Origin of the sequence: Caloramator quimbayensis, from assembly GCF_900167605.1 — a bacterium.
Classification (GTDB): domain Bacteria; phylum Bacillota; class Clostridia; order Clostridiales; family Caloramatoraceae; genus Caloramator_B; species Caloramator_B quimbayensis.
This window is the reverse complement of record NZ_FUYH01000009.1, coordinates 80,552-103,680: the sequence shown is the minus strand read 5'-3', so window position 1 is coordinate 103,680 and position 23,129 is coordinate 80,552. Positions and strand designations below refer to the sequence as shown.

Annotated in this window: 25 protein-coding genes, 5 tRNA genes, 2 pseudogenes and 2 other annotated features (1 of these 34 cut by a window edge); of the genes and pseudogenes, 21 read left to right on the top strand and 11 right to left on the bottom strand. The window is 33.8% G+C overall.

Features of this window, described 5'->3' with window-relative positions; all coding sequences use genetic code 11:
• The first annotated feature begins 6 nt into the window (after nucleotides 1-6).
• The 7 genes from B5D15_RS07600 to B5D15_RS07570 all read left to right on the top strand — a co-directional run bounded on the left by B5D15_RS07600 (nucleotide 7) and on the right by B5D15_RS07570 (nucleotide 6,112).
• Nucleotides 7-540 carry an RNA polymerase sigma factor gene (locus B5D15_RS07600; protein WP_078696547.1) on the top strand — a complete coding sequence of 178 codons (534 nt, stop codon included), beginning with the start codon at nucleotides 7-9 and terminating at the stop codon, nucleotides 538-540.
• Nucleotides 516-815 carry a hypothetical protein gene (locus B5D15_RS07595; protein WP_078696524.1) on the top strand — a complete coding sequence of 100 codons (300 nt, stop codon included), beginning with the start codon at nucleotides 516-518 and terminating at the stop codon, nucleotides 813-815. Before B5D15_RS07600 ends, B5D15_RS07595 begins: the two co-directional genes overlap by 25 nt.
• Nucleotides 816-1,307: a hypothetical protein gene (locus B5D15_RS07590; protein ID WP_078696523.1), complete on the top strand. Its 492-nt coding sequence runs from the start codon at nucleotides 816-818 to the stop codon at nucleotides 1,305-1,307.
• Between the two features lie 50 nt (nucleotides 1,308-1,357).
• Nucleotides 1,358-1,563: a binding site (T-box leader), on the top strand.
• Nucleotides 1,564-1,610: 47 nt separating this feature from the next.
• Entirely contained in the window at nucleotides 1,611-1,796 is a 186-nt protein-coding gene (locus B5D15_RS07585) for a hypothetical protein (RefSeq protein ID WP_078696522.1), read from the top strand.
• Nucleotides 1,797-1,807: 11 nt separating this feature from the next.
• Complete coding sequence (locus B5D15_RS07580; RefSeq protein ID WP_078696521.1) at nucleotides 1,808-4,459, top strand: valine--tRNA ligase; 2,652 nt, start codon at nucleotides 1,808-1,810, stop codon at nucleotides 4,457-4,459.
• 86 nt (nucleotides 4,460-4,545) lie between these two features.
• The gene (locus B5D15_RS07575) at nucleotides 4,546-5,838 is read left to right on the top strand and encodes a bifunctional folylpolyglutamate synthase/dihydrofolate synthase (RefSeq protein ID WP_078696520.1); all 1,293 of its coding nucleotides are present in this window, start codon (nucleotides 4,546-4,548) and stop codon (nucleotides 5,836-5,838) included.
• An 82-nt stretch (nucleotides 5,839-5,920) separates the two neighbouring features.
• Complete coding sequence (locus B5D15_RS07570) at nucleotides 5,921-6,112, top strand: hypothetical protein (RefSeq protein WP_078696519.1); 192 nt, start codon at nucleotides 5,921-5,923, stop codon at nucleotides 6,110-6,112.
• Nucleotides 6,113-6,124: 12 nt separating this feature from the next.
• Here B5D15_RS07570 and B5D15_RS15415 read toward each other — a convergent pair whose 3' ends face one another.
• The 3 genes from B5D15_RS15415 to B5D15_RS07560 form a co-directional block, all read right to left on the bottom strand.
• Nucleotides 6,125-6,262, bottom strand: a complete 138-nt coding sequence (locus B5D15_RS15415; protein ID WP_179122223.1) for a hypothetical protein — start codon at nucleotides 6,260-6,262, stop codon at nucleotides 6,125-6,127.
• A gap of 49 nt (nucleotides 6,263-6,311) precedes the next feature.
• Nucleotides 6,312-6,836, bottom strand: coding sequence for a DUF4364 family protein (locus tag B5D15_RS07565; protein WP_078696518.1), 525 nt, complete (start codon nucleotides 6,834-6,836; stop codon nucleotides 6,312-6,314).
• Between the two features lie 83 nt (nucleotides 6,837-6,919).
• Nucleotides 6,920-7,162 (bottom strand): alpha/beta-type small acid-soluble spore protein, encoded by a 243-nt coding sequence (locus B5D15_RS07560; RefSeq protein ID WP_078696517.1) that lies wholly within the window; start codon nucleotides 7,160-7,162, stop codon nucleotides 6,920-6,922.
• A 175-nt stretch (nucleotides 7,163-7,337) separates the two neighbouring features.
• Here B5D15_RS07560 and B5D15_RS07555 point away from each other — a divergent pair, with 175 nt between their 5' ends.
• Together B5D15_RS07555 and B5D15_RS07550 are read left to right on the top strand one after the other, a co-directional pair.
• Nucleotides 7,338-7,931 carry a Mur ligase family protein gene (locus tag B5D15_RS07555; protein WP_179122222.1) on the top strand — a complete coding sequence of 198 codons (594 nt, stop codon included), beginning with the start codon at nucleotides 7,338-7,340 and terminating at the stop codon, nucleotides 7,929-7,931.
• Between the two features lie 93 nt (nucleotides 7,932-8,024).
• Nucleotides 8,025-8,684: a single-stranded DNA-binding protein gene (locus B5D15_RS07550; RefSeq protein ID WP_078696515.1), complete on the top strand. Its 660-nt coding sequence runs from the start codon at nucleotides 8,025-8,027 to the stop codon at nucleotides 8,682-8,684.
• A gap of 30 nt (nucleotides 8,685-8,714) precedes the next feature.
• Here B5D15_RS07550 and dapD read toward each other — a convergent pair whose 3' ends face one another.
• The 7 genes and pseudogenes from dapD to B5D15_RS07515 form a co-directional block, all read right to left on the bottom strand.
• Nucleotides 8,715-9,437, bottom strand: coding sequence for a 2,3,4,5-tetrahydropyridine-2,6-dicarboxylate N-acetyltransferase (gene dapD, locus B5D15_RS07545; RefSeq protein WP_078696514.1), 723 nt, complete (start codon nucleotides 9,435-9,437; stop codon nucleotides 8,715-8,717).
• 184 nt (nucleotides 9,438-9,621) lie between these two features.
• A pseudogene (locus B5D15_RS07540) lies at nucleotides 9,622-10,814 on the bottom strand (RNA-guided endonuclease InsQ/TnpB family protein).
• Nucleotides 10,807-11,398 (bottom strand): annotated as a pseudogene (locus B5D15_RS07535) (IS607 family transposase). The pseudogenes B5D15_RS07540 and B5D15_RS07535 overlap by 8 nt, the downstream one beginning before the upstream one ends.
• Before the next feature lie 164 nt (nucleotides 11,399-11,562).
• Entirely contained in the window at nucleotides 11,563-12,747 is a 1,185-nt protein-coding gene (locus B5D15_RS07530; RefSeq protein ID WP_242948714.1) for an aminotransferase A, read from the bottom strand.
• A 27-nt stretch (nucleotides 12,748-12,774) separates the two neighbouring features.
• On the bottom strand, nucleotides 12,775-13,530 hold the full coding sequence (gene dapB / locus B5D15_RS07525) for a 4-hydroxy-tetrahydrodipicolinate reductase (protein ID WP_078696512.1): 756 nt from the start codon (nucleotides 13,528-13,530) through the stop codon (nucleotides 12,775-12,777).
• A 4-nt stretch (nucleotides 13,531-13,534) separates the two neighbouring features.
• A complete protein-coding gene (gene dapA / locus B5D15_RS07520; protein ID WP_078696511.1) occupies nucleotides 13,535-14,422 on the bottom strand; it encodes a 4-hydroxy-tetrahydrodipicolinate synthase in 888 nt (295 codons plus the stop codon).
• A gap of 77 nt (nucleotides 14,423-14,499) precedes the next feature.
• A complete protein-coding gene (locus B5D15_RS07515) occupies nucleotides 14,500-15,483 on the bottom strand; it encodes an aspartate-semialdehyde dehydrogenase (protein WP_078696510.1) in 984 nt (327 codons plus the stop codon).
• Nucleotides 15,484-15,686: 203 nt separating this feature from the next.
• Here B5D15_RS07515 and B5D15_RS07510 point away from each other — a divergent pair, with 203 nt between their 5' ends.
• Nucleotides 15,687-15,920 carry an alpha/beta-type small acid-soluble spore protein gene (locus tag B5D15_RS07510; protein WP_078696509.1) on the top strand — a complete coding sequence of 78 codons (234 nt, stop codon included), beginning with the start codon at nucleotides 15,687-15,689 and terminating at the stop codon, nucleotides 15,918-15,920.
• On the opposite strand, the gene B5D15_RS07505 is transcribed toward B5D15_RS07510, so the two are convergent.
• Nucleotides 15,921-16,880 carry a type I phosphomannose isomerase catalytic subunit gene (locus B5D15_RS07505; RefSeq protein ID WP_078696508.1) on the bottom strand — a complete coding sequence of 320 codons (960 nt, stop codon included), beginning with the start codon at nucleotides 16,878-16,880 and terminating at the stop codon, nucleotides 15,921-15,923.
• A gap of 87 nt (nucleotides 16,881-16,967) precedes the next feature.
• Here B5D15_RS07505 and B5D15_RS07500 point away from each other — a divergent pair, with 87 nt between their 5' ends.
• The 11 genes from B5D15_RS07500 to ytxC all read left to right on the top strand — a co-directional run bounded on the left by B5D15_RS07500 (nucleotide 16,968) and on the right by ytxC (nucleotide 23,004).
• Complete coding sequence (locus B5D15_RS07500; RefSeq protein WP_078696507.1) at nucleotides 16,968-17,711, top strand: class I SAM-dependent DNA methyltransferase; 744 nt, start codon at nucleotides 16,968-16,970, stop codon at nucleotides 17,709-17,711.
• Between the two features lies 1 nt (nucleotide 17,712).
• Nucleotides 17,713-18,591 carry an Hsp33 family molecular chaperone HslO gene (gene hslO / locus B5D15_RS07495; RefSeq protein WP_078696506.1) on the top strand — a complete coding sequence of 293 codons (879 nt, stop codon included), beginning with the start codon at nucleotides 17,713-17,715 and terminating at the stop codon, nucleotides 18,589-18,591.
• Nucleotides 18,592-18,744: 153 nt separating this feature from the next.
• Nucleotides 18,745-18,820: transfer RNA gene (locus tag B5D15_RS07490), tRNA-Val, on the top strand.
• 5 nt (nucleotides 18,821-18,825) lie between these two features.
• Nucleotides 18,826-18,902: transfer RNA gene (locus B5D15_RS07485), tRNA-Asp, on the top strand.
• Between the two features lie 4 nt (nucleotides 18,903-18,906).
• Nucleotides 18,907-18,982, top strand: a tRNA-Phe gene (locus B5D15_RS07480).
• A gap of 5 nt (nucleotides 18,983-18,987) precedes the next feature.
• A tRNA-Gly gene (locus tag B5D15_RS07475) sits at nucleotides 18,988-19,063 on the top strand.
• Nucleotides 19,064-19,069: 6 nt separating this feature from the next.
• Nucleotides 19,070-19,144 (top strand) — tRNA-Cys (locus tag B5D15_RS07470).
• 152 nt (nucleotides 19,145-19,296) lie between these two features.
• The gene (locus B5D15_RS07465) at nucleotides 19,297-19,611 is read left to right on the top strand and encodes a hypothetical protein (RefSeq protein ID WP_242948713.1); all 315 of its coding nucleotides are present in this window, start codon (nucleotides 19,297-19,299) and stop codon (nucleotides 19,609-19,611) included.
• A 417-nt stretch (nucleotides 19,612-20,028) separates the two neighbouring features.
• Nucleotides 20,029-21,282 (top strand): MFS transporter, encoded by a 1,254-nt coding sequence (locus B5D15_RS07460; RefSeq protein ID WP_078696505.1) that lies wholly within the window; start codon nucleotides 20,029-20,031, stop codon nucleotides 21,280-21,282.
• On the top strand, nucleotides 21,245-22,018 hold the full coding sequence (locus tag B5D15_RS07455) for a DUF6873 family GME fold protein (protein WP_078696504.1): 774 nt from the start codon (nucleotides 21,245-21,247) through the stop codon (nucleotides 22,016-22,018). The genes B5D15_RS07460 and B5D15_RS07455 overlap by 38 nt, the downstream gene beginning before the upstream one ends.
• Before the next feature lie 59 nt (nucleotides 22,019-22,077).
• Nucleotides 22,078-23,004 carry a putative sporulation protein YtxC gene (gene ytxC, locus B5D15_RS07450; protein WP_078696503.1) on the top strand — a complete coding sequence of 309 codons (927 nt, stop codon included), beginning with the start codon at nucleotides 22,078-22,080 and terminating at the stop codon, nucleotides 23,002-23,004.
• Nucleotides 23,005-23,053: 49 nt separating this feature from the next.
• Nucleotides 23,054-23,129: a binding site (T-box leader), on the top strand (it continues 130 nt past the right edge of the window).

Here is a 23,129-nt window from a genome sequence, read left to right as displayed (position 1 = left end):
AATGATATGGAATTGATTGATGGTTTAAAATCAGGGGATGAAAAAGCTTTTATCGAAGTTGTAAATCTTTATAAAAAGAAAATAATATCCCTTTGCTATACCTATACAAATGAATATCAGGAGGCAGAGGATATATCTCAGGAGGTTTTTATAACCTTGTATAAGTCAATTAAAAGCTTCAGAGGGGATTGTTCTCTGTCAACATATATTTATAAAATAACTGTATCGAGGTGCCTCGACTATAAGAGAAAAAAGAGCATAAAAAATTTTTTAACAGGTTTTATAGGATATAAAAGCGATGATTATAATGATTTAGATGAAAAAAATTATATAAGGCAGTGTATATTATCTCTTCCTGAGGATTTAAAAATTACAGTAATTCTGTATTATTATATTGGACTGTCTCAAAAGGAGATTGGGGATATACTTGGGATAACGCAAAAAAACGTTGAAGGCAGAATCTACAGGGCAAGACAGAAACTTAAAATAGAACTTCAAAAAGGAGGAGAGATATTATGCAGCAAGAATGGGACGATTTAGATAGATTAATTGCATCAAGCTTTGATGATATAGATGCTAAAGAAGATTACAATGTTAAGCTTCTAAATAAAACTAATAAAAATTCTCAAAGATATACAGTCTCAAATTATACACCTGCTTTAAGCTTTATTGCTGCGGGAGTTTTGCTGATAATAACCTATGCTTCAAACCTTCAGTATAATATATATAACTTAGAATTTTGGATGAGAAGTTATGCTCTATCCTTAGGATACAACTTCAATTCTATAATGAAAATATTTGAAAGGGTGATTTAAATGGAAAGAAGAAATGGATTTTTAACATTCCTATCGGCTCTTATACCTGGAGTTGGATATATGTATCTTGGTCTAATAAAAAGAGGAGTTCAGGCTCTTATGCTGTTTCTTTTAATTGAACCTGTATGCAGGCTTTTATCTATAGGTTATCTATCTGATATAATAAAACTTCCCTTTTGGTGTTTTACTTTCTTTGACACTTTCAGCATTGCAAGAAGGCTTGACAGGGGAGAATACGTTCCCGATTCTGAATTTATATTTAAAAAGTATACTGAAGGAGCAAACGCTCAGCAGTTTTCAGCAAACATTAGCAGAAACTTTTTAATATATATTGCTTATGCATTGATTGTAATAGGCTTATTGGCAATAGTAGATAAACTCTTTAATGGATACGAAATCTACAGCCTTATTAAATCCTATGTAAGCACTTATTTCTTCCCAGTTCTATTCGTACTTGCAGGAGTATATCTTTTATTTAAGAACAAACGATAAATATGTTGACAATTTTAAAAAATTTGGTGTAGAATATTAAAAAATAATATATAAAAGCTATGAAAAAGAGGAGTAGGCAGTTAATGCACAAAGAGAGGGAGGTTCAGCGGCTGAAAGGCCTCCTGTGAAGATTGCTGCTGAAGGTAGCTTTTGAGCTTTCTGTATGAACTTTAGTAATGCAGAACGGTTGCCCGTTACAGTTTTGAGTGCCGAAAATTTCGGAATAAAGGTGGTACCGCGGTTCTTCGCCCTTTTGAGCGAAGAACCTTTTTTGATGCCTTTTTAAGTTTGGAGGTGATAAACATGCTTTCAAGAGTTGATGGGGTAAGTCTATTTTTCGCATTGTTTGGAAGCATAATAGTATATGTTGCAAAGTATATATTAAAATTTTTTAAAATCAGAGAAGATGATTTTAAACTAATAATAATAAAGCTTATAGGACTTGTAATTGCATGTATAGGCTTTTTTAGAATACTAAAAATATTTTAGGAGGAATAAAAATGGAAGATAGCAGGAATCTGTCAAAAACCTATAATCCTAAAGATTTTGAAGAAAGATTATATAACAAATGGATTGAGAAGGGATATTTTACTCCCAAAATAGATAAAAATAAGGAGCCCTTTACAATAGTTATACCGCCTCCAAATATAACAGGACAGCTTCATATGGGTCACGCCCTCGATAACACTCTTCAGGATATACTAATAAGATGGAAACGAATGCAAGGTTATTCTACCCTATGGCTTCCGGGAGAGGATCATGCGAGCATAGCAACGGAGGTTAAGGTTGAAAACGAGCTTTTAAAGCAGGGAATATATAAAAAGGAAATAGGAAGGGAAGCATTCCTTGAAAAGGTATGGGATTGGACACATAAATACAGGGCGAGAATAAGGGAGCAGCTAATGAAGATGGGAGCTTCCTGCGACTGGAGCCGAGAAAGATTTACAATGGATGAGGGACTTAACAGAGCTGTAAGGGAAGTATTTGTAAGGCTATATAACAGAGGCCTGATTTATCAGGGAAAAAGGATTATAAACTGGTGCCCAAGATGTATGACAGCTTTATCTGATGCTGAAATAGAGTACAGCGAGAAAAGTGGAAATCTTTGGCATATTAAATATCCTGTAAAGGACAGCGGCGAATATATAATAGTTGCAACTACAAGACCTGAAACAATGCTTGGAGATACAGCTATTGCAGTTCATCCTGAGGATGAGAGATATAAACATCTTATTGGAAAGACGGCAATACTTCCTCTTATGAATAGAGAAATTCCTATAGTTGCAGATGAATATGTTGAGATGGAATTTGGAACAGGTGCTGTTAAGATTACCCCAGCTCATGATCCTAACGACTTTGAAGTTGGAGTACGCCATAACCTCGAGCAGGTTGTTGTTATTAATGAGAATGGAACTATGAGTTCTCTATCAGGAAAATATGAAGGAATGGACAGATATGAGGCAAGAGTCGCTATAGTTGAAGATTTAAAAGAACTTGACCTTCTTGTTAAAATAGAGGATTTAAACCATAATGTAGGCTGCCACGACAGATGCGGTACAGTTGTTGAACCTCTTTTATCAAAACAATGGTTTGTTAAGATGAAGCCTTTGGCAGAGCCTGCAATAGAGGTTGTTAAGGAAGGGAAAATACAGTTTGTTCCAGAAAGATTTGCAAAGATTTATTTTAACTGGATGGAAAATATACAGGACTGGTGTATATCAAGGCAGCTGTGGTGGGGGCACAGAATACCTGTATGGTATTGTCAGGACTGCGGTGAGATTATAGTATCCACCGATGAGCCAAAGGGATGTACAAAATGCAGCTCTAATAATCTAAAACAGGATGAAAATGTACTTGATACCTGGTTCAGTTCTGCACTTTGGCCTTTCTCAACCTTAGGATGGCCTGATAAGACTGAGGATCTTGAATATTTCTATCCAACAAGCGTTCTTGTTACAGGATATGATATTATATTCTTCTGGATTGCGAGGATGATATTCTCAGGAGTTGACCAGATGAAGGAGATACCTTTTAAATATGTTTTTGTTCATGGAATAGTTAGAGACTCTCAGGGAAGAAAGATGTCAAAGTCTCTTGGCAATGGAATCGACCCTCTTGAAATAATAGAAAAATACGGTGCTGATGCACTAAGATTTACCCTTATAACAGGAAATTCCCCGGGAAATGATATGAGATTCTATATGGAAAGGGTTGAAGCTTCAAGAAACTTTGCGAATAAAATTTGGAATGCTTCAAGATTTGTATTTATGAATCTTGATGAAAGCCTTATAGATAAATATAAGGGAAGCATTGATGAAATTAGAAACTCAGCAGACAGGTGGATACTTTCAAGGCTTAACAATATAATAGCGGAAGTTACTGAAAACCTTAACAAGTTTGAGCTTGGAATTGCAGCACAAAAGATTTATGATTTTATATGGTCAGAAGTTTGCGACTGGTATATAGAACTTGTAAAGCCAAGACTCTATGGTGAAGATGAAAAAGATAAAGCTGCTGCACAAATGACATTAGTTGAGGTTTTAAGGGACAGCTTAAAGCTTTTACATCCTTTTATGCCATTTATTACTGAAGAAATTTATACTCATCTTGAGGGAGAAGAAAGCTCCATTACGATTTCAAGATGGCCTGAGTATTCAAAGGATAGAAGTTTTGATAAAGACGAGAAGATGATGCAGTATGTAATAGATGTTATAAGGTCTGTTAGAAACATAAGAACAGAGATGAACGTTCCAAACAATAGAAGGGCTAAAATTCTTCTTATACCTTCAAACGATGAGATTAAATCGTCCCTTGAAGAAGGAAGTATGTATTTTGAGAAGCTTGCCTTTGCCTCCGGAACAGCCTTTGTAAAAAGAGAGGATATTCCAAAGGATGCAGTATCTGCTGTTGTACCAGGTATTGAAATATTCCTTCCTCTTGAGGATTTAATAGACAAGGAAAAGGAAATAGAAAGGCTTTTGAAGGAAAAGGAAAAATACGAAAAAGAAGTTGAAAGAGTAGTTAAAAAGCTTTCAAATGAAGGATTTATATCAAAAGCTCCAAAGAATGTTATAGAGGAAGAGAAGGAGAAACAGGCAAAATATCAGGAAATGCTCGATAAAATAATAGAAAGAATTAATGCATTAATATAAAAATTAATAAAGCCCCTAAACTGCAAATAATTTGCAGTTTAGGGCTGTTTATAAAGTATGAATATAGATATAAGACGAGGTGTACTATGAACTTTACTGAGGCAATAGAATATATAGAAAGTACAGGAAAGTTTGCAATGAATCTTGGACTTGACAGGATAAAAAGGCTTTGCGAGCTTTTAGGAAATCCTCAGAATTATTTAAATATAATACATGTAGGCGGGACAAACGGTAAAGGGTCAACGGTTACATTTATATCCTCAATACTAAAATGTCAGGGATACAGGGTTGGGATATATACATCTCCTTACATAGAAAGATTTACAGAGAGAATAAAGATAAACGATAAAGAAATAGAAGAAGAGGAAGTAGCAGATTTAGTTGCAAGAATAAAGCCTTTAGTTGAAAAGGTTGTTGAAGAAGGATATGAAAGACCTACTGAGTTTGAGATAATAACTGCCTGTGCTTTTAAGTATTTTAAAGAAAAAAATGTTGACTTTGTTGTGCTTGAGGTTGGACTTGGAGGAAGGTTTGATGCTACAAACGTTGTAAATCCAATACTTTCAGTTATAACGAGCATAAGCTATGATCATATGAATGTGCTTGGAGATACACTTTCTAAAATCGCCTTTGAAAAGGCAGGTATAATAAAAGAGAGAAGGCCTGTTGTTATTTACCCCCAAAATAAAGAAGCATTGTTCACACTATTTGACGTTGCTATGAATAAAAATTCTAAGATATATTTAGTTGAAGATATACAATACGACATTAAAAGAAACGATATAGATGGAATAATTTTTGATACATATTGGCTTAGAAGTTATAAGGATTTAAAAATAAATATGCTCGGTGAGCATCAGGTTAAAAATGCACTAACGGCTCTATATGCTATAGAAGCTTTAAGAATAGAAGGATACAAAATAGATGATTCTTCAATATATGAAGGATTAGAAGGGGCAAGATGGGCAGGAAGGTTTGAAGTAATTTCAAAATCACCGTATATAGTACTTGATGGAGGCCACAACATAGAAGGGATAGAGAGTCTTACTGAAGCATTAAAATATTATTTTAAAGGGAAAAAAATAGTTGCAGTTTGCGGGATGCTCAGGGATAAGGAATATACAAAAATGATAGAGAAGCTTTGTGAGGTTTGCGATACTTTCATAACTGCAGAACCTGACAGCCCAAGGGCTCTTTCAGCATCAGAGCTTGAGCATGTTATAAAAGGTTTAGGTAAAGAGGCTGTAGCTGCACAAAGTATAGAGGATGCAGCAGAGAAGGGGTTAAACTCTATAAAGGATGATGAGGTTCTGCTTTTCTGCGGCTCCCTCTACATGATAGGAAGAGTTAGAAGCATTTTAAAAGGTAAAATTCAATAATTTTTGAAGTTCTTAAAAAATTGTATTTTTTAAAATCTCACTAAATATACTACTATATAAGCATTTTTATGGGGGATAAGTTTTGAATAGTGAGATTTACAATAAGGTCAAGATGGCGCAGCGTTTTTATTATCTATCTATTAAATTTGAGGATAGACTTCCAAAGAGCACGGTTAAATTTGCGAAGGAAATTTGTGATGCATATACAAAGATGGCTAAGAAAATGGAGCTAAGTCTTAATAGTGAAGAACTTTTGGACGAGATACTGAAATAGAGAATTTTAAATCTAAAAGAAGCAGAAGCCGCCTGCAATTTTAAGCAGGCGGCCTGTTTGTATATTTAATACCACTAATATATGAACTTCTCCGCCTTCGGTACCTGGCACCTGAGATGGAGAAGTTGTTAGAGCGGCTAAAAACAGCATTTTAAGAGGCTACATTAACGCTATGCTCTTAATAGATGGGCGGTAAAGCCTAAGATTTAATTGTGTTAATTATTTTTTCATATAATTCCGATGAATTGTTTTTCCATTTCTTGCAAATATTATTTGCCTCTGAATTTGAATCTGCAGTAATCTTAAGTTCTATTAACAATTTGTCTCCTTCTTTAAGCTTTAAATTTACTATAAATTTATCATTCAAATAGGGAAGATATTCGGCTATGCTTTCTACTTCTTTTTTTATTTCGTTTAAGTGGCGGTTTATATACTCATCGATTATATGCTTTTTCTTATCTGGTATTCTATTAATAAATAAATCGAGAGTTTTTTTACCTTCCTTTGTAATGCTTAAAGAATGGCGCTTGTCCGCTTTTTCATCACGAATAAAATTACTTTCAATAAGTTCGGATAAGTACTGCTGAAGTGCAAAGTAATTTATAAGATTATTCTCAAGTATTATATGAGTTATATCGGAGTTAGAGATTGGCATATTTATATTATTTAATATATATAAAATAAGAAGTTTATTTTCCGCAAGTTCTGCAGAATCTTTGAACATTTTCATACCTCCATAGAGAATCTTTATTTTATATTATAACAGTAATTTTAAAAAAATATCAAGAAAAACCCCTAATAGGGGTTTTAAATTTTCTCAGGTCTTTTTCCATTTAAAATTTCCTGTTCAGCAAGATTTATCATCCTTCTAACCATTGTGCCGCCGACTCTGCCGCAATCCCTTGAAGATATATTTCCCCAATAGTCTTCGGAACCTTGGTGTACAGGGATTGCAAGCTCCTGAGCTATTTCATACTTCATGTTATCAAGAAGCATATGTACTTCTGGTACAAGCTGTGTTCTTCCTGAACCGCTTTGACCTGCTGCCATATTTATTCCTCCTTTAGATTAGTTTTTCCATGGGGAATTTTATTGCTTTGTAATATTAATTTGTACAAATAATTAAAATCTATGTAAGTAATTTGTTGGGAATATTAGAATAATATGAATAAAATATTCTTTAAGTGTAAACTATAAAAGAAAATAGGGCTTTGAGGTGATGTTTGTGTACATTATAGGCGTTTTTGGAAGTAAGGGTAAATCTTCAACTGCAGAGATTATTTACGAGAAACTAAAGAAGTATGAGAAAGAATGCATAATTATAGGTACAAACCAAGACAGCAGCATAGAATTTTTTAAAATACTCTATGATAATCCTGAGTATATAATAATTGAGATTTCAAGGGAGGATATACTTGAAAAAAGGCTTGATAAAATAAAATTTGATATACTTGTTCAAACTTCACTTGAATATGAAAGCCCGCAATTAATTGATGAAATACAAAATCTAATTAAAAATGTTAAGGAAAATGGATATTTAATTTTCAATTCTGATTCTATTCAAAAGATAAATTTTCAATGTGACAACATTTATCCTATTACCTATGGATTAAATGGCAGAACAACCGTTACAGCATCGAGTATAGATGATATTGACGGCCTTAGTTTCAGCTATTGCCTTCAAAGAGCTATATTTACTCTTTCAAATACAATAATACAGCCCTTTGAAAAACCAGTAAAATTTAAAGGTGATTCACAGGATATTTATTATTATCTACCCTCACTGACTTGTTTGCTTATTTTGGGATATAAAATATAATATTTTTTTAAAAATTATACATATTTTGGTTATAAGATTAATATTTATATTTTAGAATTTATTTTTAAAGTACGAAGGGAGAGGGATGGGCAAATGGAAGACAAATTAATGGCAACAAACAGGGTGTATATTGAGGGTAAGGTGGCCTCAGATCTTACCTTCAGCCATGAAATGTTTGGGGAAGGGTTTTATAATTTTTCGCTTGAGGTTCCAAGGCTTAGTGAAACCGTAGATATTCTTCCTATTACTATTTCTGAGAGGCTTACATCCGTTATCGACGTTTCTTTAGGTAGCATCGTTAGCATTGAGGGACAGCTTAGGTCTTATAATAAGTTTTTAGATGGGGCAAACAGACTTATACTCACTGTGTTTGCAAGAGATGTTAGAAAAATCGATGAAATTTCTAAAAGTCCTAATCAGATTTTCCTTGATGGATTTATATGTAAAGCCCCCAATTATAGAACTACCCCCTTTGGAAGAGAGATAACAGACCTTCTCATTGCTGTAAACAGGCCCTATAACAAATCCGATTACATACCGGCTATTGCTTGGGGCAGAAATGCAAAATTCTCGAGTATCCTCGAAGTCGGCTCCCATGTTAAACTTTGGGGAAGAATACAAAGCAGAGAATATGAGAAAAAGCTTTCAGAGGAGAGTATAGTTAAAAGAACTGCCTATGAAGTATCGATTTCAAAGATGGAAATGGTAAAGGATGAAGAAAACGACGGGGATGCCTTAAATGTGATTAAATAAATCACGAAAAAGGCACTCCCTTTTTCTTTTTTACTTTCTTAAATCCTCAAGTATTTCAGTCTTGCTTTTTGTTTTTTCATCCACTCTTTTTATAACCTTAGCTGGGGTTCCAGCAACTACTACTCCGCTTTCAACGTTTTCAGTAACAACTGAACCTGCAGCAACTACAGAACCCTTTCCAACTCTTACTCCTTCGAGGACTACAGCATTAGCACCTATTAAAACATCATCCTCAATAACAACAGGCTCGCTGCTTGGAGGCTCTAAAACTCCTGCTATAACTGCACCAGCTCCAACGTGTACGTTTTTGCCTATTTTACCTCTCGCACCAACAACAGCGTTCATATCTATCATAGCGCCTTCACCTATTTCAGCGCCTATATTTATAACCGCTCCCATCATAATAACTGCATTTTTGCCTATTGTAACCCCTTCTCTTATTACTGCACCGGGCTCAATTCTTGCATCTACGTTTCTAATATCGAGCATAGGTATTGCTGAGTTTCTTCTGTCAAAATCTATTTTAAATTTCTTGATTTTATCCTTATGGTTTTGAATAAAGTCATTAACATCGCTGTGCTCTCCAAATACCATGTAAAAGCTGTTATCTCCAAAAACCTCAACTTTATTATCTTCTATTCCTTTAAGGTCTCCATCTATGTACGCTCTTACTGGAGTAGTTTTCTTAGCATCTTTAATATATCTTGCAATTTCATAGGGATTTGTTAAATCATAATTTTTACCTCTGTTCATAATCTTACCGTTACAGAAAACTTATAAAACTCTACAAAGTATCTATAAAACCTTGTAAAGTCTATGTTTCCTTCCTTGTTCATCGTGTCCACTTTCGGATAAACCTACTCATGTTTGTTTGACACTCCAAAGGTTTAAATTCCCCACTAACGAATGGGTACATATCAACAGCTAACGTTTTGTGCTATGCTATTGATTTACCATAGTTTTTAAGATTTATACTTGCATTTAAGTCTCGGTCTATCACATAGCCACATTTATCACATACAAAAACTCTTTCTGATAATGATAGATTATCCTTTATACTACCACATCTACTGCAAGTTTTGCTTGAAGGGTAAAATCTGTCTGCAAGTATAAACTTAATTCCACTTAATTCACATTTATATTCCATCTGCCTTTTAAACTCGTAGAAAGCTTGTTCTTGTACTGACTTTGATAGCTTTCTATTTTTTAACATTCCACAAGTATTTAAGCTTTCCATTACCACATACTCTGGTTTGGTTCTCACCAAAGATGTAGTTATCTTATGAATATAGTTGTGCCTTATGTTTTTAAGCCTTCTTTGTGTTTTTAGAACAAGAAGCTCTAACTTTTTAATGTTTTTAGTCTTTCTGTAACGGTATTCACCTCCTTCTGTTTGAATTTTATTTAGTTCATATTTTTTAGATAGTTTCCTTTGCAGTCTTTTAAGTTTTTTTTCAAGTTTCTTTACTTTACTTTACTTGACTTGTTTATATTCTTAAACTTCTGTCCTGTACTAACTATAGCTAAATCCTTTACTCCTAAATCTATTCCTATACCTTCTGAATATTGAATGTTATCTTGCTTTGAATTTTCTTCTACTCCTATTGATAACCACCAATTTAGTCCATCAAATGTTACTCTTGGATTAGAGTACTTAATACCTTTTCCTATTGGAATTCTGTCTGTTTCAGCTAATTTAACCCAATTTAGCTTTTGTTTGTTTTTCTTTTTAGAAGAGGTTAATTTCTCTAATTTTACATGAGTATCTGTTATAACAACTTTATCTGTATCTTGATAAAAACTTTGTTTACTTTTTTTCTTCGATTTAAACTTTGGAAATTTAGTACGACCTTCAAAGAAATTCTTATAAGCGATATAGGCATCTTTTATAGCTTGCTTTGTTATATTATTTGAATAGTCGTTTAACCATTTGTATTCTTCTTTATGTTTAAGTTCTGTTAGTCTTTTTCTTAAAACTCTATCGTCTAAAAATTTACCACCATTTTTATAGTTAACTTGTTGTTGTTCTAATGCAAAGTTATAAGCCCACCTTGCAACACCTGCACATTCAAAGAGTTTTGTTCTTTGCTTATTATTGGGTAAAAGCATTACTTTGTAGGTTTTAATCATATTGAGTCAGCTCCTTAATCATCTTCTTAGCTTTATTTGCTCTTTTGCCTTGAAGTTTACAACTAAACACTGTTATTATCTGTACTAAATCTTCAACAAGTTCCTGTTCTTCTGCTTTTCAGTGTTATCTATTCTCTCGATAGTAGTCCCATATTTATTACATATATTTTCTATGAGTTCAAAGCCAAATCTAACAAGTCTATCTTTATAAAGAATTACTATCTTTTCAACTTCACCGTTTACTATTATATCAATAAGTTTATTTAAACCGTTTTTATTATAGTTAATGCCGCTACCTATATCTGTTATTATTTCAAATTGATAACCTTTTGCTATCATATATTCTTTAACATACTGTATTTGTCTTTCCAAATCATCTTTTTGTTTTTGACTTGAAACTCTACAATAACCAATAACTTTTTTAGGTTTAATAACTTTATTTATGCCAAGAATTTGATTAAGTGCTGCTCTTAATAATATCTAAAACCAGATGGTGCTACATAAGCAGGTTTTAAATTATTATTTTTATCCCAATTCCTTAAAGTTTGTTCAGTTTTGCCAATCAAATTAGCAAATTCGCCAATACTATAATATTACATTAAAATCACCTCTCTATATACAATAAATACTATACCGTTTATAATTTGTATATAGAGTTTTATTAAATTTTATAAAATTTCCTTAACTGTTAATAAACCTCCAATGAGAGTTTTTTATAATATAACATCATAATTATACTTTTGTCAATTTAAAACTGAGTATTTATAAAGTCTTCTATTCTGTTTAATGCTTCCTTTAAAGTTTCCATTGAGTAAGCATAGGATATTCTTATATATCCTTCACCATAACTTGAAAAGGCATCGCCTGGTACGACAGCAACTCTTTTACACTCAAGAAGTTTCAATGCAAAATCAAGGGATTTAATATTGAATTTTTTAATAGAGGGGAATATGTAAAAGGCACCATCGGGTTTATTAACCTCAAAACCCATATTAAGAAGTCTCTCATACACATAATCCCGTCTTTTTTTGTATTCAGTTTTCATATACTTTGAATCATCAATTCCCTTTGTTAAAGCCTCGAGGGCGGCATATTGGCTTATAGTGCATGCACAGGTGCAGTTATATTGATGAACCTTTAGGGCATGCTTTGTTATATAGGATGGTGCAAATATAAAGCCTATTCTAAACCCGGTCATTGAATGGGATTTTGAAAGCCCGTTAATAACTATTGTTTTATTCCTAACTGATTCTATCGAAGCAATAGATAAGTGAGGTATATCATAAACAAGCTCGCTGTATATTTCATCGGATAATATGAATACATCTTTATCTTTTATAATCTGTGCAATAGATAAAAGCTCATCCTTGGTTAAAACTGCTCCTGTTGGGTTAGAAGGGTAGGGCAGTATTATGCAGCGGGTTTTTGATGTTAATTTTTCTTTTATCTTTTCAGGAGTCAGCTTAAAACCGCTGTCTCTAACATCAGCATAAACCGGCACAGCACCGCAAAGTCTGATGATTGGCTCATATCCAGGATAAACAGGGCATGGCAGTATAACTTCGCATCCCTCATCAAGTATTGTCCTAAGGGAAGTATCTATTGCCTCACTCCCTCCGTTTGTAACTATTATCTCATCCTCATTGTAATTAAGGTTATATTTTATTTTTACAAACTTTGAAGCTGCCTTCCTAAGTTCTAATAGCCCTGCATTGTGGGTATATACAGTTTTATTCTCATAGAGGGCTGATTTTGCAGCATCTTTTATATGCTGAGGGGTTTGAAAATCTGGCTGACCAATTGTAAGGGATAAAACATCATCATATTTAGATAATAGATTGTAAAACTTTCTTATACCTGATATTTCTATATTTTTTACTCTTTCGTTTATAAGGTGTTCCATTCTTTCACCCTTTCTTAAAATTATGCCCATAATACATAAAAGTATTATGGGCTATAGCTATTCTTCAATTACATCCTTCATGCTGTAAAATCCCGGAGCTTTTCCAATTATAAACTGTGCTGCTCTTATTGCACCATATCCAAATACATCACGGGATAATGCGCTGTGGGATATTTCAACTATTTCTCCACCGCCTGCAAATATTACATCGTGTTCTCCAACAATAGCGCCTCCCCTTACTGCGTGTATACCTATTTCGTTTTTAGTTCTCTTTTCTGTTTTACCGTATCTTCCGTATTTGTATTCAAATTTATTATCAAGAGAACTGTTTATTGCGTCTGCTATTGATAGGGCAGTACCGCTTGGAGAATCGAGTTTTTGATTATGATGCTTTTCAACGATTTCAATGTCAAAGTCCTTGTATAAAACTGCAGCAGCCTGCTTTACAAGGGATATAATAAGATTTACTCCAAGAGACATATTAGCTGAATTTAGTATAGGTATATGCTTTGAAGATTCAACCATCTTTTGCTTTTCCTCAGGGGAAAAGCCTGTTGTACAAATTATTAGGGGAACTTTTCTATCAAGTCCGAATTTTAATATTGAATCGAGGCAGGAATGATTTGAAAAATCAATTAGTACATCAACCTCTTCCTTAACTTCTGATAAAGAGGGATATACGGGATAACTATTTATTATTTTATCTATGTTGCTGTCAACTCCGCATACTACCTTTGCATCATCCATTCCACTTATTAATCTTGACAGAACCTGCCCCATTCTTCCGTTACATCCATGCAGTAAAACCCTCATTAAATCACCCCTGTATGCTTATTCCGTATTTAATCATTTCTTTTTTGAGAACTTCAAGTCCCTTTTGGGACATTTCAACAAGTGGAAGCCTTAAAGTGCCTACATTCATTCCCATAAGGTTCATTGCAGCCTTAACAGGAATTGGATTGGTTTCTATAAACAGAGCCTTTACAAGCGGAAGCATCTTTAGCTGAAGTTCTCTTGAACCTTCAATATCTCCTGTAAAATATTTTTCGCATAAATCATGGGTATCCTTTGGGAGTATATTAGCAACAACTGAAATTACTCCCTTTGCTCCGAGGGATAAAAGAGGAAGTATCTGATCATCATTTCCTGAATATATATCGAGGCTGTCACCGCAAAGCTGTGCGATTTCAGCGATTTGAACGATATTAGAGCTTGCTTCCTTTACTGCAACTATATTGTCTATTTTAGAGAGCTCATAAAGAGTTTCAGGGAGTATATTAAGACCTGTCCTTGATGGAACGTTATATATTATTATCGGTTTTGTAACGCTTGAAGCTATAGCTTTAAAATGTTCAATGCAGCCTCTTTGGGTTGTCTTATTATAGTAGGGGGTAATAACTAAAAGACCGTCAACTCCAATGCTCTCAGCCCACTTGCTCATTTCTATTGCAGCTTTTGTATTGTTGCTTCCTGTTCCGGCAATTACAGGAATTCTTCCCTTAACAACATCTACAGTAAATTTGATTGTTTCCTTTCTTTCCTGCTCGCTCATCGTTGAAGCTTCGCCGGTGGTTCCACATATTATAACAGCATCAGTCTTTTCGCTTATCTGCCATTCCAAAAGTTCCTCGAGCTTTTTAAAGTCAACGCCGTTTTCATTAAAGGGGGTTATTATTGCAACTCCGGATCCTGTAAAAAGGCTCATTATAATCATCCTTTCATAAAAAATAATCTAATAATATTATATGCCTTATAAGGTATTATTTACAGCACAATTTAAACCTATTTTATAAGAAGCTGAGCAATTTGAACAGCGTTTGTAGCAGCACCTTTTCTAATGTTGTCTGCAACAACCCACATATTTATTCCATTATCTACGCTTTCATCTCTTCTTATTCTTCCAACAAAAACTTCATCTTTATTTTCTGCATTTATAGGCATTGGATATTTATTCATAGAAGGATTATCCTCTAATACAATACCCGGTGCATTTTTAAGAGCATCAAAAATTTGACTCATCTCAAAAGTTCTATTGAACTCAACATTTATTGATTCGCTGTGGCCGTAAAATACAGGAACCCTTACCGTTGTTGCTGTTATTTTTAAATCTGGTCTGTGCATTATTTTTCTTGTTTCATTTATCATTTTCATTTCTTCCTTTGTATATCCGTTTTCAAGGAATACATCTATGTGAGGAAGAACGTTATAGGCTATAGGATGTGGGAATTTCTTCTGAGGAATTCCCTTTACTCCGTTTAAAAGGTCGTCATATCCTCCCATTCCAGCGCCAGAAACAGCCTGATAGGTTGAATAAACTATTCTTTTTATTTCAAATCTGTCATCGAGGGGTTTTAGTGCAACTACAGCCTGAATAGTAGAGCAGTTTGGATTTGCTATTATACCGTTGTGCCATTTTATATCCTCAGGGTTAACCTCAGGAACTATTAGGGGGACAGTATCATCCATTCTCCAAGCACTGCTGTTGTCTATAACAACACAACCCTTAGATGCAGCTATTTTTGCAAATTTAAGGCTCGTTGAAGCCCCAGCAGAAAATAGAGCAATATCTATACCTCTGTCAAAGGAGTCTTCTTTTAATTCTTCAACCTCGTATTCCTTTCCTTGAAATTTAAGAACTGAACCTTTTGATTTTGCTGAAGCAAATACATAAAATTTATCGATTGGAAGATTTCTTTCCTCTAAAACTTCAAGAAATTTTCTTCCTACCATTCCAGTAGCACCAACTACAGCCAGCTTAATACCCATAATATACCTCCTTAAAAAGTCTTCAATCTATTTTATGATTATTAAAAAGTATTATAACATATTTGAAAAATAAATAAAGATTTTGATTATTATATTTATGCAAAAAAATAAATAAAAATAATTAAGCTGCAATATAGAAAGCTTTTTATACATAAAAAAATTTACATAAGCAATAATATATAATATCAGAAGGGGGCGATAGTATGACAACTCCTTTTAAAAAGATAGTTAAGGCTAAAATAAAAGCTAAAAAGGAACTCACTGATGAAGAAAAGGAGAGGGAAAAAATAAAATATGAAATAGCTGAAGAATTAGGTCTTGGAGATAAAGTAAAAAAGTTTGGATGGAGCGGTCTTACAGCGGAGGAAACAGGGAGGATAGGAGGAATTATGACTCAAAAGAACAAAGAATCAGGGAGAATGTGGAACAAAAAATAATTATAAATAGGATTTCAAAAGAGTAATGTTTCCTCTTATCTCATATTCTCCAATTGAAGAAGGCATAAGAAAACTGTTTCCTGAATTTATTTTATAGTTTATGTTATTATGTATTAACTCTCCTTCTCCTTCAACTGCTGTATAGGCGTGGAAAGTCTCTCCGCTGCACTTATCTTTATAGCACTTATTTACGCTTATCTTATCAACAGCGAAATACTTACATTCTGCAATATTTTCTACTTTAAATCCATCATAGACTATTTCATTCTTTTTATCGACTTTTCCTTCAAAATCGAAATTTATTACATCTAACGCCTTTTCAACATGAAGATCCCTTTTCATTCCCTTTGAATCAACCCTGTTGTAGTCATAAACCCTGTAAGTCGTATCGCTGTTTTGCTGAATTTCAGCAACAACTATTCCATCAAGTATAGCATGTACCGTTCCAGAAGGTATAAACACACAATCTCCTTTTTTTACATTAACATAGTTTACATATTCCTCAAGATTTCCATCTAAAATAGCTTTTTTAAAGTCTTCTTTTGAGGTTCCCATTTTTACGCCGTAAATCAGCTTTGCATCTTCCTTTGCATCTATTATGTACCACATCTCTGTTTTCCCCATATCACCCTCATTTAAAAGAGCATAATCGTCATCAGGATGAACCTGTATTGAAAGCTTATCCTTTGCATCTATGAATTTTATTAGAAGGGGGAAGGTAGAAGTATTTGTGCATTTTACACCAAGAATTTCTTCTTTGTATCTTTCTATTATTTCTTTAAGTGTAAGTCCCTTTAGGCTTCCGTTTGATACTATGCTCATACCGTTTTTGTGGCAGCATATCTCCCAGCTCTCACCAATTTTTCCCTCAGGAAGCTGTCTATTAAAGAGTCTTTCAAAATCTCTTCCGCCCCATATTATATTTTTATATACAGGCTCAAAAAATAATGGATAAAGCATAAATTTTAACCTCCTATATCTGTTATATTTAAAATTATAAGATATAATATATTAAGAAGCAAATTAAAGGTAAAAGGATGAAGCATTATGAATCAATATATAGAACTGTCGGGTATATATGACAAAATGATAGATATAGATTACGATAAATGGATTTTTTTTGTTGAGAGCTATTTTGAAAATAAAGGCATGAGCTTAAAACAAAAAAATGTTTTAGAATTAGGGTGTGGAACAGGAAATATGACATTAAGGCTGAAAGAAAGGGGAGCTGATGTAACGGCCCTCGATTTATCATCGGATATGCTTTCTATAGCACAGGAAAAACTAAGGCTTAAAAGATATAAAATAAATTTTATAAATCAGGATATGAGAGATTTTAATATAAATAAAAAATACGACTATGTATTCAGCTTTTGTGATGGGTATAATTACATAATAGAAGAGAATGATATAATAGAAAGTTTTAAAAGGGTATATAATCATTTGAGTTCTTATGGATATTTTATGTTTGACATAAGCACACCCTATAAGTTAAAAAATATAATAGGGAATAACACCTTTACACTAAATGAGGATAACCTTTGCTATATTTGGGATAATTACTTAGAAGATGATATAATCGAAATGTATATAACCTTCTTTGTAAAGGAGGAAAACCTTTATAAAAGGTTTGATGAAAATCACATTCAAAGGGCTCATGATTTGGGTAAAATAAAAGAATATCTTTACATTGCTAAGTTTAAAGATATAGAGATATATGATGATTATAACCTTACAAATATTAAAGATAAAAGTATGAGAGCAGTTTTTATTGCAAAGAAGGAGGAATAATATGGGATACGTTTTAAGAGCTACAGCATCAAATGGGGATATAAGGCTTTTTATGGCTGTTTCTACAGATATAGTTGAAAAGGCGAGGAAGATACACGACTTAAGTCCTACAGCTTCAGCTGCCCTTGGAAGGACTTTAACTGCAGGTTCAATTATGGGACTTATGCTAAAAGGAGATAAGGATAACCTTACTATTACTATGAATGGGGGAGGCCCCTTAGGAAATGTGGTAGTATGCTCAAATTCAAAGGGAAATGTTAAGGGATATGTATCTAATCCTAAGGCAGACCTTCCTTTGAATTCTAAGGGTAAATTAGATGTTGGAGGAGCTGTTGGAAGAAACGGAATGCTGACAGTTGTAAAGGATATGGGGCTGAAAGACCCTTACGTTGGTCAGGTTCCTATTCAATCGGGAGAGATTGGCGATGATATTGCCTATTATTTCGTAGTTTCAGAGCAGGTACCCTCTGCCCTTGCCCTTGGGGTTTTAGTTGACAGGGATACCACTATTAAAGCTGCTGGAGGGCTTTTAGTACAGATGCTTCCAGGTGCAAATGAAATGCTTGGAGATATTATAACCTTCAGACTTCATGAGATACCGCCCCTGTCATCTTTAATTGCAGAAGGCAAAACAGGGGAAGAAATACTTAATATGCTCTTTGATGATATGGATCTTAAAATCTATGAAAAAATAGATATAGATTATGTATGCGACTGTTCAAGGGAAAGAGTTGAAAGAGCCCTTATTGCCCTTGGAAGGGATGAACTTTTAAAACTTAAAAACGAAGATAAGCACATTCAGATGCAGTGCCATTTTTGCGATAAGACCTATGAATTCGATGAAAAGGAGATTGAAAGCCTGATTGACAGCGCTAAATAATCAATGAAAAAAATATAAAAATAGTGTTGACATAATGACGATTTCAGGTTATTATAATAAATGTCGCTGCGAGAGAGAGTAAAAAATAAAAGAGCGGTAAGCAGTTGACAAATAGATGCCCGCATGATACAATAATAATCGTCACAAAGAAGTGGGAGCATAGCTCAGCTGGGAGAGCATCTGCCTTACAAGCAGAGGGTCATAGGTTCGAGCCCTATTGTTCCCACCACATACGGCCCAGTAGCTCAGTTGGTTAGAGTGCCGGCCTGTCACGCCGGAGGTCGAGGGTTCGAGCCCCTTCTGGGTCGCCAACATGGCCAGATAGCTCAGTCGGTAGAGCAGTGGACTGAAAATCCTCGTGTCGCTGGTTCGATTCCGGCTCTGGCCACCATTTATGCGGGAGTGGCTCAGTTGGTAGAGCGTCACCTTGCCAAGGTGAACGTCGCGGGTTCGAGTCCCGTCTTCCGCTCCATATTGTGGCGCCATAGCCAAGCGGTAAGGCAGAGGTCTGCAAAACCTTTATTCCCCAGTTCAAATCTGGGTGGCGCCTCCAAAGATAAGCCTGTAATCTTAATGATTACAGGCTTTAAAAATTTTGGCTCTTTGTCAATAGGTTTGTCACTTGTCAATTGGGTGGCACTTTTTTAGCAATATATCTTTGATTAAAAACCAATTTGTGATAAAATATATTTGCGAGGTGATATTATGGAAAAAGAAGTTATGGAATTTCTTATGGAGTTTAAAAAGGAAGTAAGCGAGCAGTTTAAGCAAGTGAATGAGCAGTTTAAGCAAGTGAATGAGCAGTTTAAGCAAGTGAATGCAAGATTAGATGAACATACTCAAATATTAAGAGCCTTAGAACATAGTGCTCAGGTTAATAAGGCTGAACATGATGTTATGTTTAATGATATAGCATACATTAAGGGACAGATAGAATCTATAAAAAGAGATTTAAACAGAGTAGAAGAGGCTACAGCAAATAATTGGGTTGATATAGCAAGACTAAAGGCAGTAAAATAAATAATTAAAACTAAGGAATATATCCTTAGTCTATTTTTTTGTGCAAAAAGCTGAGGGACAGTTACTTATTGTTTATATTTCACACACAATTAGGACAAGCTTTTGAAAAAGTTATAGGGGTATAGAAGTAGTGATTTCAAATTAAATGTTTGCTTTCTCAATGAAATCATATAAATAAAAAGTTGTAGCAAATAAGTAACCGTCCCCTGGCTTGTACTTTTTTCCTTTTTGTAATGTGACATTTTCACACTAACAGGGCATGACTAAAAATAGCCACAACGACGGCATGAAAAAGTTTGTCACTTGTTAATTGGGAGGAAACTTTTTCACACTAACCGTCTCCATAAACTCAATAAATGCTGTTTTAGCTTGTACATTTTAAAAAATTGGTTTAAGATGTTATTGGGGTGGTGTTAAATGAATGTTAAACACAAATTAAGGGAATATTATCCAGCCTTTACTCATAGAAATTTCAAATTGTTTTGGACTGGACAAGTAATTTCCCTTATTGGCAGCTGGATGCAAAACGCTGCTCTAAACTGGCTTGTTTATTCAATAACCAATGACAGATTCCTTCTTGGTCTTATGAGTGCAGTTCAATTTACTCCTCTGTTTTTGTTTTCTCTTTATGCAGGTCTTGTTATTGAAAAATATCCAAAGAGAAAAATAATAATAGCAACGCAGACTTTTCAGCTTATAGCTGCTTTTTTACTGTTTTTTATGGTTTTCTTTAATAAGACTAACTATTTTCTAATACTTCTTATTTTATTCTGCATTGGAACGGTTCAAACCTTTGACAACCCAGCAAGGCAGGCCTTTGTTGTTGAGATGGTTGAAGGAAGAGCACATCTTTTAAATGCAATAGCTCTCAACTCTGCTGCTTTTAACGGTGCAAGGCTTATAGGCCCTGCTGTTGCAGGAAGGATAATGGCTGATCTTGGGGTAAGATGGTGTTTCTTTTTAAACGCTGTAAGCTTTATTGCAGTTATAATTGGACTTTTTATGATGAAAATGGAGGATAAAGCTTCAAAAAAGGACATAATAAACCCAAGAAAAGAGATAATAGAAGGACTAAAGTATATAAGAAAAACTCCAAGGCTATTATATACTATAATATCTACTGCTATAATCCCTACCTTTTGCATAAACTTTAATATACTTGTTCCACCATATACTAAGGATGTTCTTCATCTTAGCGAAAAGGCCTTTGGAATGCTCCTGTCAAGCCTTGGCCTCGGTGCTTTAATAAGCGCCCTTACAGTTGCGGCAAAGGGCAAAAAAGAAAGAGCATTTTTATATCAGTTAATAGGTTCCTTCGGGCTTTCAGCATCTTTAATAATTACAGGATTAATTACTAATTATCATTATGCCCTATTATCCTTAGCTGTCTGCGGCTTTTTTATGATTATGTTTACTACCACGTCAAACAGCGTGCTTCAATACTATTCCCCTGATGAAATGAGGGGGAGGATAATGAGCGTATATTCACTTGTATTTGGAGGACTTGTACCTGTAGGCAGCTTATATGCAGGAACTGTTTCAAAGTTTTTAGGAACAAACAACGCATTTATAATAAGCGGAATCATTGGATTTATGGGATTTTTGCTGCTTTTTTCAAGAAGGAGAGAATTGAATGATGGAAAATTACGTAGAAATACCCAATCTTCCTGAAAATAATATAAGCCTTGCTGTTGTCGACGGGAGAATACCCTGCGACATGGAGAAGATTCTTTATGGTATGAATATAAAGCTTATAAAAACGAAAAAAATAAAAAATCTTTATGATGCTATATCCTATCACCCTGATATAATGCTTCATCATATTGGAGGAAGGGATATAGTTGCAGCTCCGGATACAGATAACTCAATTATTTATCAGCTTGAGGATGAAGGCTTTAATATTATATTTGGTAAAAAAAAACTATCGGAAAAGTATCCCTTTGATATAGCATATAATGCAGCAAGAATAGGAAATTTTTTATTCTGTAATAAAAAACACACTGATGAAGTCCTCCTTGAAGAAGCTGAAAAAAGAAATCTTAATTTAATAGATATAAAGCAGGGTTATGCTAAATGCTCATTATGCATTGCTGATAATAATGCAGTTATTACCTTTGATAGAGGAATCAAGGAAAAATTAGATAAATATGATATAGACAATCTTATTATTACTCCAGGATATATAGATTTATTCAACTTTAGCTATGGTTTTATTGGTGGTGCCTCGGGAAAACTGTCAAAAGATAAAATAGCTTTCTTTGGAAACGCAAAGCTTCATCCAGATTATGATAAAATATATTTGTTTTTGTTAAAAAATAGGAAAAAAATAATAAATTTAAGTGAAAATAAGATGGTTGACCTGGGGACATTAATACCTTTAAAGGAATATAGTATATTAATGCAATAATTTTTCCTGTATAGCATTTAATTGAGCACATATACTATTGTTGAAGGGAGTGATAATGCTTGATTCTCCTGTCGATAGGATATAACAAAAAAAGCAGGGACATATACAGCGGCCTTTCAGACTTATGCAGGTTTTTCAAGGATAAGGGGATGAATATTGCTATTGTAGAAAACGATATAGGAAACATGCATAATATAAAATGTATACTTAGAGATAGTGAGAATGACATTAAGTTATTCGATGACTACCGAGATATGTTTTATCTTTATGCTTCAAATATAATATACGATTTCATCTCAAAGGAATATGAACTGTCTTTAATAGATAAAATCATAAAAGAAAACTACAGCTATCTAAGCAGTGAAGATTTAAACGAAATAAAAAAAAGATGCATGTCAGTTGTTATGGGGCTTGGAGTTATTAATACAGAAAATATATTAACGACTATTAATAGAAAAAACAGTATGATAAAAAAGATTGAGGAGTTTTTGCAGGAAAGTACCGAGATAATACTTGATGGGTTTATAACCTTTAGATTAAAGGAGATGAGTACAGAACTTAAAGTAATAGTTGACGGGGTTGTTGAGGAGTATGTTTTAGAAAAAGAATACAGCGAGTTTATAAAGCTTTTAAAGTATTTCGTTGAAATACAGGAGAGCAAGTATGATTTAATAAATATAATAATAAATGAAAAGGGAGAGTATATTATAGAGGATGAGAAAGGGAGCAACATTACAAAGGAGTTCTTTGAAGATTTTGATATAGACAATCTTAAAGGAGAAATAAATAAGCATGATATGCTTATAAGTGCTCTTATAACCTGTGCTCCTAAAAAAATACTAATTCATGGAGCTGAAAATGCACAGTGCGAGGAAACGATTGAAACTATAAAAAGCATATTTCTCGATAAGCTGAATTTCTGCTCTGGATGCGATATGTGTAAGCCATTTAAGTCAGCTGTTAAATCACAAAAGCCTGAGCTTTAAATTGTTGTTGACAAATGATTGAAATAATTATAAAATATCACCAAAGAAGTTAAAAGCTATGACTGGGACTAGTAAATTCATGATTGTTATTAGAGAGGGAAGTCCAAAGGCTGCAAGTCTTCCTT

Excerpts from the sequence above, each read along its gene's own strand:
- B5D15_RS07600 (WP_078696547.1), top strand. The coding sequence starts at position 7 with ATGGAATTGATTGATGGTTTAAAATCAGGGGATGAAAAAGCTTTTATC.
- B5D15_RS07595 (WP_078696524.1), top strand. The coding sequence starts at position 516 with ATGCAGCAAGAATGGGACGATTTAGATAGATTAATTGCATCAAGCTTT.
- B5D15_RS07590 (WP_078696523.1), top strand. The coding sequence starts at position 816 with ATGGAAAGAAGAAATGGATTTTTAACATTCCTATCGGCTCTTATACCT.
- B5D15_RS07585 (WP_078696522.1), top strand. The coding sequence starts at position 1,611 with ATGCTTTCAAGAGTTGATGGGGTAAGTCTATTTTTCGCATTGTTTGGA.
- B5D15_RS07580 (WP_078696521.1), top strand. The coding sequence starts at position 1,808 with ATGGAAGATAGCAGGAATCTGTCAAAAACCTATAATCCTAAAGATTTT.
- B5D15_RS07575 (WP_078696520.1), top strand. The coding sequence starts at position 4,546 with ATGAACTTTACTGAGGCAATAGAATATATAGAAAGTACAGGAAAGTTT.
- B5D15_RS15415 (WP_179122223.1), bottom strand. The coding sequence starts at position 6,262 with ATGCTGTTTTTAGCCGCTCTAACAACTTCTCCATCTCAGGTGCCAGGT.
- B5D15_RS07565 (WP_078696518.1), bottom strand. The coding sequence starts at position 6,836 with ATGTTCAAAGATTCTGCAGAACTTGCGGAAAATAAACTTCTTATTTTA.
- B5D15_RS07560 (WP_078696517.1), bottom strand. The coding sequence starts at position 7,162 with ATGGCAGCAGGTCAAAGCGGTTCAGGAAGAACACAGCTTGTACCAGAA.
- B5D15_RS07550 (WP_078696515.1), top strand. The coding sequence starts at position 8,025 with ATGGAAGACAAATTAATGGCAACAAACAGGGTGTATATTGAGGGTAAG.
- dapD (WP_078696514.1), bottom strand. The coding sequence starts at position 9,437 with ATGAACAGAGGTAAAAATTATGATTTAACAAATCCCTATGAAATTGCA.
- B5D15_RS07530 (WP_242948714.1), bottom strand. The coding sequence starts at position 12,747 with ATGGGCATAATTTTAAGAAAGGGTGAAAGAATGGAACACCTTATAAAC.
- dapB (WP_078696512.1), bottom strand. The coding sequence starts at position 13,530 with ATGAGGGTTTTACTGCATGGATGTAACGGAAGAATGGGGCAGGTTCTG.
- dapA (WP_078696511.1), bottom strand. The coding sequence starts at position 14,422 with ATGAGCCTTTTTACAGGATCCGGAGTTGCAATAATAACCCCCTTTAAT.
- B5D15_RS07515 (WP_078696510.1), bottom strand. The coding sequence starts at position 15,483 with ATGGGTATTAAGCTGGCTGTAGTTGGTGCTACTGGAATGGTAGGAAGA.
- B5D15_RS07510 (WP_078696509.1), top strand. The coding sequence starts at position 15,687 with ATGACAACTCCTTTTAAAAAGATAGTTAAGGCTAAAATAAAAGCTAAA.
- B5D15_RS07505 (WP_078696508.1), bottom strand. The coding sequence starts at position 16,880 with ATGCTTTATCCATTATTTTTTGAGCCTGTATATAAAAATATAATATGG.
- B5D15_RS07500 (WP_078696507.1), top strand. The coding sequence starts at position 16,968 with ATGAATCAATATATAGAACTGTCGGGTATATATGACAAAATGATAGAT.
- hslO (WP_078696506.1), top strand. The coding sequence starts at position 17,713 with ATGGGATACGTTTTAAGAGCTACAGCATCAAATGGGGATATAAGGCTT.
- B5D15_RS07465 (WP_242948713.1), top strand. The coding sequence starts at position 19,297 with ATGGAAAAAGAAGTTATGGAATTTCTTATGGAGTTTAAAAAGGAAGTA.
- B5D15_RS07460 (WP_078696505.1), top strand. The coding sequence starts at position 20,029 with ATGAATGTTAAACACAAATTAAGGGAATATTATCCAGCCTTTACTCAT.
- B5D15_RS07455 (WP_078696504.1), top strand. The coding sequence starts at position 21,245 with ATGATGGAAAATTACGTAGAAATACCCAATCTTCCTGAAAATAATATA.